The organism is Methanosarcina sp. Kolksee (genome assembly GCF_000969945.1).
Classification (GTDB): domain Archaea; phylum Halobacteriota; class Methanosarcinia; order Methanosarcinales; family Methanosarcinaceae; genus Methanosarcina; species Methanosarcina vacuolata.
The window spans coordinates 3,791,480-3,806,245 of the sequence record NZ_CP009524.1 but is presented as its reverse complement, the minus strand read 5'-3'; the positions used below and the strand labels follow the sequence as shown (position 1 = coordinate 3,806,245).

Sequence of the window (14,766 nt, the reverse complement as noted above, 5' to 3'; positions counted from 1 at the left end):
GGGGATAATATGCTATACCTCAATCCCCCTTTTTTTTTGATCGATGGCATTTCAATTTATCCAGACCATGCCGACTCTTTGCAGTTCTACTATCTTCCAGTAGCTCCCAAATTAACAAAGATTAAGGAAGAGAAATCTGGCAAAATCATTCCCCAGATACAGATAATCAAGTTTAGAGGCGAGGCAGGCAATGGTGGCTTTCTCAACTTCGATGTAAATATCGGTGTGGACCAGGATAAACTGGATGCCATTAGTGGGAAGCTAAGCTCTCTGGCGAGGCTGCGTGATAAACCAAAGCTGTCACCCATTCCTGTTATTGATGGATCGGTGAAGATGATGCTCTTTGGCACACAGACAGGAGAACAGCCATCAAATGATCTGGACAAGCTTAAATTTGTTACAAAAATAGACCAGAATGCTAAGCCGTCATTGTATGGGGACAACCAGGCAGCGTTCTCAGTTGCTCTGGATCAGTATGGTGTGACAGTTCTTGATAAAGCCATTCAGGGTGAGATTGCCCCTATAGGCATTGTTTATTCCCTGGATTATCTCGCTCTCAGGCCTGCATATTCCGTCAGGCTGCATGCAGACTGGGACAGAGTCCAGAAACATCTGGATGAAAAGTTCAGTGCCTCTTCATTAGTTTTCTCTGTAGATATCGATAAAGCTGTAGATGAGCTGATAGAGAACAGAATAATAGAGATAGAGGCCGATACCTTTGTGCCTGAAGGAGAGGACACGAGCGGCATAATCAAGAATAAAGACCAGGCCTTAAATGAAGTTCGGGACATGGTGACTGATGCATTCTTCAAGCCCTCTCTTGACCCTATCAAAAAAGATGAAGACTCCTGGGATAAGGCTGTAAATACATTAGATCGATCAATAATGATAGCAAACCAGGGTTCAACGCTTGGCCCAGCGTATGAAGGTTGCATGTTCAGCTACCAGAAAGTAGATTTGACAAGGATAGACAAGAAGATCCTGAACGTTAATATCAGCGAGAGGACCACAGTCAGGAGAAGTATCTATCCTCAGGGTCACTTAAGCGGCATAATTAGAGACCTCACTTCAGAAGGTTTGAATCTTGAGGATTTTATTATCTCAGTGGATGTGGATGAACCCTGGTTTGATTCCCGAAAGGTAGACGTCATATCCAGGGCAAATCTCGATGAGGACTCCATAGCTTCCATAAATGTTAAGCTGACTTATGGTAACAAGACCCAGAATGTCGTTCTTGACTCGAACAATTCAAAAGGATCAGTAATTTGGCCAAGTATAATCGAGTCCGGTTCGATGAAAAGAGAAGTTACAGTCAGTTATAAGGTGAACTTCAAAGGGGTAAACGGGACAGAGAGGCCTGTAGTTCTCACAGCTCCGGAACAGGTGGTAACGGATGAGGTCTTTGAGGTCAATCCAAGAGAGCTTTATTCGATACTCTCAGTTCCAATAGGTGCTCACGGTTTTCCATGGGAACATTATCCTGCTGTAGAAGTGAAGCTTCAGTACATCGATGAACCAAATGAAATCAGCTTTGATAGCGTAGTATTTATGGATGCAGACAATACACAAAAAACCTTGCCGATATTTATCTGCGACCCCAATAAAAGGGCTTTCAAGTACAGGATCGTATATCATGCTTCCAATAATAAAGCTGTGGACATGGGCTGGGTCGATACAAGTGAAGAGCAAATATCCGTAAGGGACCCGTTCCCAATGAAACGCACAGTACAGGTAGTACCAAACCTGAACTGGGATGATGTTACAAACGCATTTGTAGATTTGTCCTATGAAGACGCTGAAAATGAAATTTATGAAGAGGGCTTTTTAACATTTAGTCCGACAGCTACGGAAGCCCAGTCTTTTACAGTTGATCTTGCAGATCCAGACCAGCGTCTTGTCACATACAGGGTTACTGTACTTTTCAGGGATGGCAGATATTTTGAAAATCCTGCATCGCTTACCAGGGATAGACGAATACTTGTAAGAAGCGATATGAAAGGCCATAGAATCATCCAGATCCGTCCACAAAAGCTGGAATTTACATCCAAAAATCTTAAAGAGATAAATATCGAGATGAGTTACGAGGATCTTGCTGCAGGACTGAGATTTGATGATATATTCACATTCAAATCTGCAGATGACAAAGCCTATTTTGAATTCGATTACGTGGATGATCAGAGATCTACGTATCGTTACAAAGTCACTTATTACTACACGAACGGCCTTTACAGGACTGAGGACTGGAAGAACAATAATGATGGAGAACTAAGTATTCGAGTGGCCTGAGAACCAGTGTGTCGATTCTAAATTTCGCAAGAAACAAAGGTTTGAACTATTTAAATCAAAAAAATGAATGTTAATATCTGCTTAGCCTCAAAATAACTTTTGAAATACAGAAAGCACAGAAGACACTGAGCTAAGAGTTCAGAAGACACTGAGCTAAGAAAACACAAGTACAGATATTTCGTACTTCCAATTTAATAAAGCGTGGAGTGTGTGTTTATACCAGCTTTGCTTTCTGTTTTTACAGAACCTTTGTTGATTTTAATTAAGCACCCGTGTTCGGCACTACAATTATTTTGTGATATTATATTGATTATTTTTTGATAGATGCAATTTTGGATGATCAATGAACCAGGTAGTTGAAACTAACTTTGGAAATTTGACGTAACTAGATTAGAAATAGAGGTTGGTTATAGGAGTGATGAAATATGTTGATATTCGGCAGCAAGACAATAACAGTAGATGGAATTACCGTCTTTGCAGATCATGCAGATCCTAATCAGTTCTGGTACCTGCCAGGACCTGTTGCCCTTGCCAGAAATGGTCCAGATAAAAAAGCAGAATTTTCGTTTATAAAGTATAAACCGGCGGCAGTAGCCGGAGGAGCTAAAGGGGGAGGCTTCCTCATGTTTAGAGTAAACATGCAACTGGACCCATTACTGGAAAACAAAATCCTCTCCGAAGTCTCTGCTGGAGCAAAAGGAGAGCCCAGGCTGTCAGCGATCCAGTTTGATGAAGGTTCGGTTCAATGCATAGCTCTTAACCTGCAGGGCTCGGGAGGAACTACGGCAAGCCCGGCAGAGGAAGGAACCTTCAATGCAGTGGAGAAAATACTGGGAGCTTCAGTCCCCTCGCTCTTTGGAGACAACTCAGCCGCTTTCAGTCTTACACTGGACCAGGAAGGGGCGATCATACTAGAGAAAGCCTTTAAGGAGGGCTTAACTCCGGTTGGTGTCATCTACAACCTCAAGTTTACCGGCCTTCGGCCTGCTCTTGATGTCAAGATAACCGCGGATCTTAAGAAAGTGTACGACCAGTTCAGTGCAAGCTTAAGCGGTCAGTATTATTTCTTCAAGGCTGGAATAGATATAGGATTCGAGAAACTTGTTCAGAATGGAGCCATAAAAATTGAGGTTACCAACTTTACCACAGAAGGAGACAAGAAGGAGAAAGAAAAATGGGCTCTTGATTTCTTTGAAAATAGTATCCTAAATGAATGGTTCAAACCAACTTTATCACCTGGAGAACTTCCTGGAGACTTAGCACAAAAACTGGAGGATTCTACTAAGGAAAATAAATCTTCGTCAGAAAACAAATCTTCGTCAGAAAACAAATCTTCGTCAGAAAACAAATCTTCGTCAGAAAACAAATCTTCGTCAGAAAACAAATCTTCGTCAGAAAGCAAGTCAAAAACAGCAGGCTCATCAAGTGCCAGTGCAGCTCCTAAAGGTGGAGCTTCAATTACTGCAGGACCATTACCGGGATCAACCGGTGGACGAGGTAATAAAGGAACGGACACAGATGGTAGCACAGATGTCCGTAAACCAGCCAGGCTGGAGAAAAAGAGCACTGACCCTGACCCTCTGCCGAAAGGATATGACATTCGTCATGATCCTTCAAGCTCCGGAGACTCTGAAGTTCTTACGATTACAGGCGGGAATAATCCTTTAGTTAAGGTAGATGGAATTGTCCAGCAACTTGACAATCAGAGGCGGTTGACTATCGATATCCCTGCAGGTTCTAGCAAAAAAATCACAGTAAATTATCCCTCTTCTCCAGATATTAATGAAACATTCAACCTATTTTTTGATTGTGGAAAACCCTCTGAGCAGGGTTGGTCCACATGGCCTCAGAGCAAAAGCTACACAGGATACCTGAACAATACACCTGATCCACAGGATGGTGCATTCTTGGAAAGCACAGCACCATCAGGCGGTTCGGGTTTCAAAGGAGCAGAAGCCCTTAGAAACTGGATCAAAACTCGTCTGGCCACTCCAAAGGAAGTTTCTATAGATGCCCATTCCAGTTATGAAGGAAATAATGATAATCTAGATTATAACCAGAAGTTGTCCGAGCGCCGAAAAGATGTCGCAATTGGGATCATAGATAATCTGGCCCCTATAAAGAGTGAAATCGCTTCAGGCCAGAACGAGGCTCAGGCTTCCAATAGAATGAACGATTCTACTGATTGTGTGGCCAGGATAAAGGGCAGAATTGCTGCAGGTAGCCCAAATGTGAAAATCGAGGCAATTATATCGAGGCCGCTGCCAGAGAAAAAGGAAGAGGAAAACCAGGAAAGTAAGAATAATGGTGATAAAAAGGAAGAGGAAAACCAGGATGAAAGTAAGGATAATGGTGATAAAAAGGAAGAGGAAAACCAGGATGAAAGTAAGAATAATGGTGATAAAAAGGAAGATAACGGAAATAATTCTGATCAAAAAAAATCTCAGGACACTCCTGGAAATCCAGCCATATCTCTCAAGCTCAAGTACATCAGACAGAATGAGCTAAAGACAGTTTCTCTGGAATATCATAGCTCTGAGGCCGTAGTGAGAACCTATGCTCCGCAGGGCTTCTTCGGTTTGCTTCTCGAAGAACAGGATAAGCATTTCCTGGAGGTAGATCTGGACGATCCGTTCTTCAGAACTTTTGCGGTCACAGTAGACTCTCCCATTGACTTCAACAGGATCGGCCTGAGTTCGGCTCATGTATCTTTAGACTACGGAGATCCAATTGACGTGGCAAACCAAAAGCATGGAGACTTTATTTTTGATGCCCAAGAAAAAAGCGAGAAGAAATTTGAGGTTTTCATGAATAAAGCTCTTGATACTTCCTATACCTATGGGCTGGATTACAACTTCGATCCGCAATCGGGCTGGGATGGACAGAGTTACTCTTATCATTTTTCAGATCGAAAAACGGAAGATCGGGCTCTGAATCTGAATCCCTACGATGATATAGGTTTCCTGGAAATAGAGGTAATGCCGAATGATATTGACTGGGGAGTTCTGAACTCTATAGACGTAAACCTAAATTATCAGGATCAGGAAGGCCTATCTCTGGACAAATATTTCATCCTGAAACCAGACTCTGTATCGCAGTTCTGGAGGCTCAGGTTAAGCAATCCAAAAGCCAGGTCGTACTCTTACAGCTTTGTTTACCATATGAAAGACGGATCAACAAGGACAACAAGTCCGGTGACCACCAGGGCAGTAGTCGTTCCTGTTAATGATCCTTTCACAGGAGCTTTAGATATCGAATTTGTCCCACTTTTTGATCCTGCCACAGTCAGGAATGTTTTCATCGATATAGAGTATAAGGACCCTGAAAACAATTACGAGAGGGAGGAGCGTTTGAAGCTTGTGGGAAGCGCTATAGACTCGGTCAAGCTCAGGATCTCCCTGGTAGATCCAACGAAAAGAAAGTTCAGCTACAGGTTCACTTTCATCGAGAATAATAACGAGATTAAGAGGGGACCATTCACTGAAACTGAGGAAACGCTGATAGGCGTCCTGGAATAAACAATTCTAATGACATGAAATTCGACATGAAATTCAGGAATGAGCAATGTGTGCTTGAGACCTTCTGGCCTGGATTCTAACTTAAATCAAGGCTTAGACCTAAACGTAGATTCTGACCTCGCAATTTCATCAAGAGGACACAGAAAGATCTCTCAGGCTATTGCAAGTATGGGAAAATATGCTCCCAAGCCCGCTGCACGCGCTAGTGCTGCCCTTGATCTTATTCTTGACGGAGTATATAGATCCAGCTGGCAGGAAGTGGCCTGGGAGTTTAGCGGGTTGACTTATGATGGCTTTCCAGTTGAGTTTGCTTTCTCAACGGCAGACAACACTATACGTTATACAGCAGAGGTCTCTGGCCCCGAAATAGATTCAGCAGAGAGGCTAGAGATCGCTGAACGAAAACTGGAGCTGCTAAGAGATGTTCCTGTAAGAAAGGAGATTAGCGAGATTCTTCATAAAATCCTTTTGTCAGGCCCTCTTAAGTTCGGCGCATGGATTGGAGGGAGACATAATTCAGGAGGAGATCGATACAAGCTTTATGTGGAAGTTCCGGAGTCCGATTCTAGTGAGCATGAATGCCTTATAAGAGATATGCTTGGGGATGTTGGCCTGCTTCCGGGCCGCAAGCCCAGGTTACAGATGATAGGATATGAGCCATCTACCTCACAGCTGGAGCTATATTTCAGTATAAATGGTATTGAGTTCTGGGAAATTAAACGTCTCCTCTCATTGGCTGGGATGAAAAACCAATGCTCTGGCTTCCTTTCTCTTATTGAAGAAGCATACGGGCATCGAGCAGAGCTGGCTCTTTCCCAATCCAGGGTAGGATTTAGTTTTTCTGCGAAAAAAGGCAGGGAAGATATGGTTTTTTCAATTTTCAAACCTGCCAGATCTATATTTGGAAGTGATAAAAGTATCAGAAAACGCGTTTTAGAATTAGCTGAACTTAAAGGCTGGGATTTGAAATGCTATGAGACCCTCAGCCTGCCTGTAGCCGAGAGAGAAGGAGGAGATACCAGGCATGGAATGGTATCGTTTGTTATTAAGCCAGAGAGTCAGCCGGCACTTAGTCTTTATCTCAGACCTCCAGAGGACCTATCATGACAGAAAATGAGATGCTCGAGTTTATCCTTAGTAGCCAGGCGCCCACAGGGGCATTCCCTTCCATAATATGCAGCAGAACAAAAAGATATACTGACTGGAACGGGTTTACCACTGCCCATGTATTGCGAGCTCTGAGATCTGTTCCTGAATCTGACATTCTAAAAAATGCCAGACACCTGGCTCTAGATTTTCTCAAAAGATGTGAATCTCCAGAGAAACCTGGAGCTTTTTGTTTCTGGCCAAAGGGGATGCAACCCGGCAGAATACCTGAGCTGCCCCCAGATGCGGATGATACTTCGATTATATTAATTGAGATGATCAGGAATCAGCGTATTGACAAATGTACAGCACGAATGATAGCTCATTCAGTATTGCTTCCATACAGGCTGATTGATGTACCTACACCATCACCACCCTGGGTCCGGCCTGGAGCTTTTCTCACCTGGCTCAGGCCTGGCCGATTCAATATTGTGGACTGCTGCGTCAATGCAAATGTGATTGCTTTGCTCTCATATCTCGGTCTCGATGACCTTGAAGGCTTTAATGAGACTTGTGAGATGATCGAGGACGGAATCCGATGGTCTAAAGGCTTAAGCTTCCAGACCAGCACCTTGACTCCTTTCTATCCGCACCGGGCAGAGTTTGTCTACGCAGTTGACCATGCAATAGAGTGCGGTGCAAAACAACTGGAGGAAAGCTTTAGGCTCATGAGAGATTTTGGTTGGGTTCAGTGTAATGAGGATATCGAGAATTCAGAAAAGAAACCAATATGTGGAAATGCCTATGTGGGGGATGTTTGGTACTCGCAAATTCTGGATATTGCCAGAAAATTTGGCAATGTACCAAAAAATCTGTAGTGTGATAGGGAGAGGTTTCATGAATTACCAGAGATTCTACAGAGGTTAACAATAAAACTGTTAAATAATTTGAATATATATAGTGATCCCTTCCAATATATAGAAAAAGAGGATGCGTTATGTTAGTATACTTAATAAATATATCGAAAAATTTCATTTATGAAAAAATATGACTCGTATACATTATAAATAAAACCATGTGTTACTATATAGATACCATAAATACGTCAAATGATATCGATTTTGGCTATACGGATCTTTCTCTAATAAGGGACTCATCGCAAAATTAAAAAATGGCATCATTTGGCATCAGTTTAAAAAAAAGACTGAAGTGTATTGTAAATGCCAAACATTTTTAATTACGGCTTTCGATGCAGATTCAAGGTGCCTGAATAGTATCAATCAGGTATAATCAACTTTATGGTTAAAAATTGTACATTAAATAGTAGACTAAATATAAAATACAATTTTTAAAAATCTTGTGATTTAATTTATTTAATACTTAATCAAAAGATTTATATACCGTTCTTTTCACCTTTTTTTTGGTGATACTTTGACAACTTCGAACTTAGTAGACTCACATGGGGAAGTTATTTTGACTTCTACCGGAAAAGAATACATTGTCGAACGCTTGAACGAAATGTCTCCTGGTTCTGAAATCTCACTTTCTCCTATTTTGGTAGAGGAAGAAGAAGATGAAGAAGAGGTGCCATAATGACATACATAAAGCAGGGACAGAGTAAAGTTCACAAAGCAACTGTACCTTCAGGAACAACTGCTTTTACCTTGATGTTGAATTGGGGAAATACACAAAGTAAACTGTCCCTTAGTCCCTATGACCCTGAAGGACACATTCTTAGGACCTACTATGATAAGGATGATCCAAAAGGAGTAGACGGTAAAATAAGCCTCAAGATATCCTCTCGATATGGTATGGAATCGGGAGTCTGGAGGTTCAAGGTAAAAGGTGTATCTGTCCATGGAAATGAGGATTACACATTTAAAGTCTATGCGCATCATTGAGCTTCAAAAAAAGCTCATCTTCTGTTTATTATTTTTTTCATTTGTTCTTTTAATATCAACATCTGAGGCTCATGAGTATATAGTACAACCCATTTCAAGTGACCAGGTAGGAGTCCCAATTCACGGAGAAGAAGTAACAGAGCTTGAGGTCACTGAAATATCCTACTGGCAGTTTCTGTTATGGCTTGGTATGATGTATATTTTAGCCACAGTTGACCTTTTCTACCCTAAGAAACTTTTTTTCTCAATAGTTGGATATCGAATTGTAAATCCTGGGAATGTACTTGAAAATTCCAGCCGTTTTAGAGTTTATAGATATATAAAAACCAAACCTGGAGCATATATTGGTGAAATTGTAGAACAGGTTGGTTTAGATAGAGAAATAGTAAAATATCACATTAAAACCCTTAAAGCTAATAAAAAGATTGAATCCTATAAAGACGGTGTGAAGACAAGGTATTTTGAAAACCTTCTTGTTTACAATGAGGATGAAAAAAAAGTTATTTCTGTTCTTCAAAACTTAACTAACCAGAAGATAATTATAGAGATAATAAATGGAAATTGTAACACTAATGTAGCTCTTGCACAAGAATTTGGAGTTTCCAGGCCAACAATTAGCTGGTATATGAAGAATCTCAAAGAAAATGACCTTATAATAGAGATAAAAGAAGGAAGAAGCATAATCTACAAAATAAATCCTATATATAAACCCCATATTGAAAAATATATCCGGCAGTTGCAGGACTCTTACATTAACACGTATACGTAAACACCTTAAAAAGAAAGACGCAGCCCTAACTGTGCAAAGTACTGGTTTTAGAAACCCAGTTTTAAAATAGAGACTTTTGATATCTTCCGGGATCGTCAAAATATGGTATTTATTTCAATGACAGTTGGCAAACATCGCTAAAAAAACAAGAAAATAATAAAAAGTCTCTTAATTTTTTTTCTGAGAACTTTTCCCTGAGAAATATTTTACGAGTTCCATTGAGATCAGCGTGGTAGAGGCAAGAGACAGCACCACTCCCCATTCAAAGAGAGAAAGTGGAACGGTCCGAAAAGCAGTCTGGAAAAAAGGAACATAAATTACCACGAGTTGCAGAACTATTGTTGTCAGGACTGCATAAACCAGAGGTTTGTTTGTAAAAAGCCCCAGGGAAAAGATCGAGTATCGGTCAGACCGCCAGTTAAAGGCGTTAAACATCTCTGAGAAAACTACCAGCGTAAAGATCAGGGTCTGGAGTTTCTCAATAGAGAAATTTCTGTCAAGAGCCCAGTTTAAAACGAGAAGAGCCTGAAGCGCAATCAACCCTCCAATTCCCAGACTGGCTGAGATTTCCCGACGGGTGATGAGCCCTTCCTCAACGTTTCTTGGCTTCTGTCTCATAATACCATTGTCAGGAGGCTCAACTGATAGAGCCATAGGAGGAAGCCCGTCCGTAATCAGGTTAATCCAGAGGATCTGAACAGCAATAAGAGGCAGGATTTGCCATCCCAGGATAGAAATGAGAACTATGAGAACCTCACCGATATGGGCTGAGAGCCCGTAAGTGATGAAGTTTCTAATATTTTTGAATATATTTCGTCCTTCCTCAACCGCTGCAACAATCGACGCAAAATTATCATCCGTAAGGATCATGCTTGAGGCTTCTTTGCTGACATCCGTGCCAGTAATCCCCATAGCTATTCCCATATCTGCAGCTTTAAGGGCAGGAGCATCGTTTACCCCGTCCCCGGTCATTGCTACGACATAGCCCTTTTTCTTGAGGGCGTCTATTACTCTCAACTTATGGATAGGATATACCCTGGCATAAACCGAAACCCTCTCGACCTTGTCTTCGAACTCGGCATCCCCAAGATTATCAAGCTCCGAGCCTGTAAGAGTAAGATCGTTTTCCTTTAAAATCCCCAGTTCCTTTGCAATTGCAGACGCCGTAATCTTATGGTCTCCTGTTATCATTACGGTTTTAATGCCTGCATCTTCGCATTTCTGGATTGCAACCTTTACTTCCTCTCTTGGAGGGTCTCTCATGCCCATTAAACCTGAAAAGACCATATCTTCTTCTATTCTTTCTGAAGAGATCTCTTTTGAAGAAGATTTTTCGATATCGAGTTCCTCATCCAGAAGACGAAATGAAATAGCCATAACCCTGAGGGCCTGATCAGCCATTTCCTTAACTTTTTCTTCAATCAACTGCTTCATTTCGGAAGATAAGGATTTTATTTCACCGTCAAGAAAAATCTTCGTACATGAGCCGAGAATTACTTCAGGGGCTCCCTTTGAGAAGGCAGTAAGTCCTTTTACAGGGAAGCTGCCAGAATCGGCTTCCAGTTTATTGAAGGTAGTCATTCTTTTTCTTTCAGAGGAAAAGGGTATTTCTCCAAGGCGAGGATATTTTTGATCAAGCTCAACTTTATGGAACCCTGACTTTGCAGCAACAACCACAAGAGCTGCCTCCGTAGGGTCTCCTTTGATCTCCCATTTATCACTTTTCTTAAAAAGACCAGCATCGTTACAGAGAACAGCTCCCAGCAAGAGAATCTGAAGATGGGGATCATCTGTAGAAACTTTTTCATCTCCCTTAAAGAACTCTCCTTCAGGAGAATATCCTGCTCCAGTAACTTTCAAAACCTGCTTATTGACGCAAATTTTTTCAACTGTCATTTTGTTCTGTGTAAGCGTGCCTGTCTTATCCGAACAGATAACATTTGTGGCTCCAAGCGTTTCTATGGATGGCAGTTTTCTTACAAGGGCGTGCCTTTTGACCATACGCCTCACCCCGAGCCCAAGCCCTACTGTAACAACTGCAGGGAGAGCTTCAGGGATAGCAGCAACTGCAAGAGCAACACCCCATAAAAACATATCAAGGAGAGGAAATCCGTAAAAAACCCCAAGCATTGCAACAAAAGCTACAATTACAAGAGTCGCAGTACCAATCCATCTGCCGAACTTGTCAAGGCTTTCCTGTAAAGGCGTCCTGGACCTCTCTATTGTCCCCAGAAGCCCGGCAAGTTCCCCAAAAGCCGTATTCATTCCGGTTGCAGTAACAATCGCACTGCCTCTTCCGTAAGCAACTGCAGTTCCTGTGTAGACCATGTTTGTCCGGTCAGCTTCAGGAGTTTCGGAAGGAAGGGCTTCGATGCTTTTCTGAACCGGCACGGATTCTCCTGTAAGGGAGGACTCGTCAGTTTTAAGATTGAACCCTTTGATTATCCTGGCATCGGCTGGAATGCGGTCTCCGGTCTGAATAAGGATAAGATCTCCAGGAACGAGATTCTTTGAGGGAATTTTATTTTCAACCCCGTCCCTTATAACAGTCGCTTCCGGCGAGGTAAGAGACCTTAGAAGCTCAATTGCTTTCTCGGCTCGATATTCCTGCACAAAGCTGAGAATACCTGCAAGAAATACCGTAAAAATAATGACTATTGCATCAACGAACTCCCCGAGAAGAGCCGAAACAATAGAGGCCGTTATCAAAATAATGATCAAGATACTTTTGAACTGTGAGACAAAGAGGTTCAGGACCGAAACTTTTTCTTTTTCTTTAAGCTCATTTTCACCATACTCCTCAAGCCTTTTTTCGGCTTCCTCAGAACTCAAACCTGCTTCTGAGACTCCAAACTCTTCAAAAACGGAGTTTATTTCCTGGTCGTAATACACCCCTTTACCCCTCAAGCCTCCGGATTATCTGGAGAGATTCTCAACTATAGTCCTTAACGTAAGTATTTGCACTTACTTTCTAGCTATGGGAAACGTGGAAAACACGGAAGAATTGGACCCATATTTCCTTTTCTGTGGTTTCCGTGATTTTCGTGGTTAACCTTTTACTTCAGATTGGTGACGAAATTTTGGTCCTCGACTATAATATATCTGCTTATCTAATATAAGTTTCAAAGGATATATAGTGGTAAAGCCCATCGACAGAGTATGGGGTTTTCAAAGTATATATGTGGTAAAACCCATCGATAGGTTAAGGGGTTTTCAAAGAACTGTTGTATAAGAACTTTTGTGGAAAAAGAGATATATCACTTTAGCTTTTTTTCTATTAAGTTAGGGGTTTGAAATCTGTTTGAAATCTGTTTGAAATCTGTTTGAAATCTGTTTGAAATCTGTTTGGGATCTGTTTGAAATCTGTTTGAAATCTGTTTGGGATCTGTTTGAAATCTGTTTGAAATCTGTTTGAAATCTGTTTGAAATCTGTTTGAAATCTGTTTGAAATCTGTTTGAAATCTGTTTGATTTCTTAAGGGGCATTAAGATTCTGTTTAAAAGTAACAGATAAGGGAAAAGTTGGGTATGAAAATCGTAATAGTAGGAAGTGGGCTCGCAGGACTGTCAGCAGGGTATAAGCTTTGCAAATCGAATGAGATTGTTATTTTTGAAAAAGATGCGGAAATCGGGGGGATGGCTGCAAGTTATTGTCAGGATTTTGCTGGAAAGAAGTACTTTATAGAGAAATATTATCACCACATATTCAGGAGTGATTCGGAACTTCTTGACATGATAAGAGAATTGGGGCTTGAAGGTCAAATGTTGTGGCTTAAGGGAAAAAACGCCTATTTTGTAGACGGTAAAAACTATCCCATGAATACCCCTGCTGAAATTTCAAGGTTTAAACCTCTTTCTTTTACTGATCTGGTAAAACTTGGGCTGCTGGTGCTCAGAATAAAGCTAATAAATGATACGACTTCCTACGACAGAATAAAGGCAAAAACCTGGATTCTTGACACTGCGGGACAATCCGTATACGAAAACTTTTTTGCTCCTCTCATGAAAAGCAAATTCGGTGAAAATGCTGAAAACGTTTCTGCAGCCTGGCTTATAGGGCGTGTGAAAATAAGGTCAGATAGGGGAAAAGAAGGAGAAAAACTGGGGTACCTGAGAGGAGGTTTTAATTCTCTTATAGAAGCTCTGGCAAAGGAAATCACTGCAAAGGGAGGCCGGATCTTACAGAATGAAGCAGTAAAGGAAATCATAATCAAAGACAATACAGTGCAGGGAGTGATGGCAAACGGGGATTTCATACCCTGCGATGCGGTGATTTCAACTGTTGAACCCCGAGTACTGGATATCCTTACGAAAGGCAAACTTGGGACACTTCACGCGACCCTGCAGGATATTCGGTATCAAGGGACTGCGTGTGCCCTCATAGGACTTGAGAAAGGGCTTATGAAAGATGGGAATTACTGGTTGAACATAAAGGCTGACGTGCCTTTTGGAGCCGTAATTGAGCACACCAATTTTATGCCTTTTGAGGACTATGGAGAACACCTCGTTTATGTAACCTCCTATTTCCAGGATGAAAACGATGCTCTCTGGCTGAAGACGGAAGACGAAGTTCTGGATTCTTACCTGAATGGCCTGGAAAATATGTTTCCTGATTTCTCAAGAAACGATATCCACTGGACGAAACTCTTCCGAAGAATGGATACTGCACCTGTATATGAACAGGGGTACCTTGAAAAGGTTCTGCCGTTTGCGCCAGGCCCATCCGGACTTTACCTGGCAGGAATGTTCTCATCAACCAATTATCCGGAAAGAAGCATGAACGGCTCTGTAAAAGCCGGGTTTGAAGCTGCAAAATTCTTCACGAAAAAAGAAGAAAAGTGCGAGGTTTGCTGGCTTGACTGAGAAACCTGCCCCCTGTGTTTTATTTTCCTGTGTTTTTATTTCCTATGTTTTTCATTTCCTGTGTTTTTCATTTCCTGTGTTTTTATTTCCTATGTTTTTATTTCCTATGTTTTTCATTTCCTATGTTTTTCATTTCCTATGTTTTTCATTTCCTATGTTTTTCATTTCCTGTATTTTCATTAAAAGTTTTGTGCACCTGATGAAGTCCACGGACTTAATCTAGTTTTTTAGGACTAACTATTATATAGGCTAAGGGATGATAATATATTGTCTGTATCTGCGTGCAGAAAGAAGTTCTGCATGATTACCTGTCCTTTCGGATTTATCATTTATGGGGATTTAAG

The 14,766-nt window shown here is 41.4% G+C and carries 9 protein-coding genes; 8 read left to right on the top strand and 1 reads right to left on the bottom strand.

Annotation, left to right across the window (positions count from 1 at the left end; genetic code table 11):
• Nucleotides 1-9 precede the first annotated feature (9 nt).
• The 7 genes from MSKOL_RS15660 to MSKOL_RS15635 all read left to right on the top strand — a co-directional run bounded on the left by MSKOL_RS15660 (nucleotide 10) and on the right by MSKOL_RS15635 (nucleotide 9,560).
• Nucleotides 10-2,286 carry a hypothetical protein gene (locus tag MSKOL_RS15660; protein WP_048157592.1) on the top strand — a complete coding sequence of 759 codons (2,277 nt, stop codon included), beginning with the start codon at nucleotides 10-12 and terminating at the stop codon, nucleotides 2,284-2,286.
• A gap of 425 nt (nucleotides 2,287-2,711) precedes the next feature.
• On the top strand, nucleotides 2,712-5,804 hold the full coding sequence (locus MSKOL_RS15655; RefSeq protein ID WP_048157590.1) for a hypothetical protein: 3,093 nt from the start codon (nucleotides 2,712-2,714) through the stop codon (nucleotides 5,802-5,804).
• A 39-nt stretch (nucleotides 5,805-5,843) separates the two neighbouring features.
• The gene (locus tag MSKOL_RS15650) at nucleotides 5,844-6,911 is read left to right on the top strand and encodes a hypothetical protein (RefSeq protein WP_156151117.1); all 1,068 of its coding nucleotides are present in this window, start codon (nucleotides 5,844-5,846) and stop codon (nucleotides 6,909-6,911) included.
• Nucleotides 6,908-7,768 carry a hypothetical protein gene (locus tag MSKOL_RS15645; RefSeq protein WP_052725548.1) on the top strand — a complete coding sequence of 287 codons (861 nt, stop codon included), beginning with the start codon at nucleotides 6,908-6,910 and terminating at the stop codon, nucleotides 7,766-7,768. The genes MSKOL_RS15650 and MSKOL_RS15645 overlap by 4 nt, the downstream gene beginning before the upstream one ends.
• A gap of 553 nt (nucleotides 7,769-8,321) precedes the next feature.
• Nucleotides 8,322-8,483, top strand: a complete 162-nt coding sequence (locus MSKOL_RS20470; RefSeq protein ID WP_156151116.1) for a hypothetical protein — start codon at nucleotides 8,322-8,324, stop codon at nucleotides 8,481-8,483.
• The gene (locus MSKOL_RS15640) at nucleotides 8,483-8,791 is read left to right on the top strand and encodes a hypothetical protein (RefSeq protein ID WP_048122499.1); all 309 of its coding nucleotides are present in this window, start codon (nucleotides 8,483-8,485) and stop codon (nucleotides 8,789-8,791) included. The genes MSKOL_RS20470 and MSKOL_RS15640 overlap by 1 nt, the downstream gene beginning before the upstream one ends.
• Nucleotides 8,748-9,560 (top strand): winged helix-turn-helix transcriptional regulator, encoded by an 813-nt coding sequence (locus MSKOL_RS15635; protein ID WP_048157586.1) that lies wholly within the window; start codon nucleotides 8,748-8,750, stop codon nucleotides 9,558-9,560. Before MSKOL_RS15640 ends, MSKOL_RS15635 begins: the two co-directional genes overlap by 44 nt.
• Before the next feature lie 168 nt (nucleotides 9,561-9,728).
• On the opposite strand, the gene MSKOL_RS15630 is transcribed toward MSKOL_RS15635, so the two are convergent.
• Nucleotides 9,729-12,452, bottom strand: coding sequence for a calcium-translocating P-type ATPase, SERCA-type (locus MSKOL_RS15630; protein ID WP_048157584.1), 2,724 nt, complete (start codon nucleotides 12,450-12,452; stop codon nucleotides 9,729-9,731).
• Nucleotides 12,453-13,087: 635 nt separating this feature from the next.
• Between MSKOL_RS15630 and MSKOL_RS15620 the strand changes: the two genes are divergently transcribed.
• Nucleotides 13,088-14,422, top strand: a complete 1,335-nt coding sequence (locus MSKOL_RS15620; RefSeq protein WP_048157580.1) for an NAD(P)/FAD-dependent oxidoreductase — start codon at nucleotides 13,088-13,090, stop codon at nucleotides 14,420-14,422.
• Nucleotides 14,423-14,766 lie beyond the last annotated feature (344 nt).

Coding starts and splice junctions, on each gene's coding strand:
- MSKOL_RS15635 (WP_048157586.1), top strand. CDS start 8,748: ATGGAAATGAGGATTACACATTTAAAGTCTATGCGCATCATTGAGCTT.
- MSKOL_RS15655 (WP_048157590.1), top strand. CDS start 2,712: ATGTTGATATTCGGCAGCAAGACAATAACAGTAGATGGAATTACCGTC.
- MSKOL_RS15640 (WP_048122499.1), top strand. CDS start 8,483: ATGACATACATAAAGCAGGGACAGAGTAAAGTTCACAAAGCAACTGTA.
- MSKOL_RS15645 (WP_052725548.1), top strand. CDS start 6,908: ATGACAGAAAATGAGATGCTCGAGTTTATCCTTAGTAGCCAGGCGCCC.
- MSKOL_RS15620 (WP_048157580.1), top strand. CDS start 13,088: ATGAAAATCGTAATAGTAGGAAGTGGGCTCGCAGGACTGTCAGCAGGG.
- MSKOL_RS15660 (WP_048157592.1), top strand. CDS start 10: ATGCTATACCTCAATCCCCCTTTTTTTTTGATCGATGGCATTTCAATT.
- MSKOL_RS15650 (WP_156151117.1), top strand. CDS start 5,844: ATGAGCAATGTGTGCTTGAGACCTTCTGGCCTGGATTCTAACTTAAAT.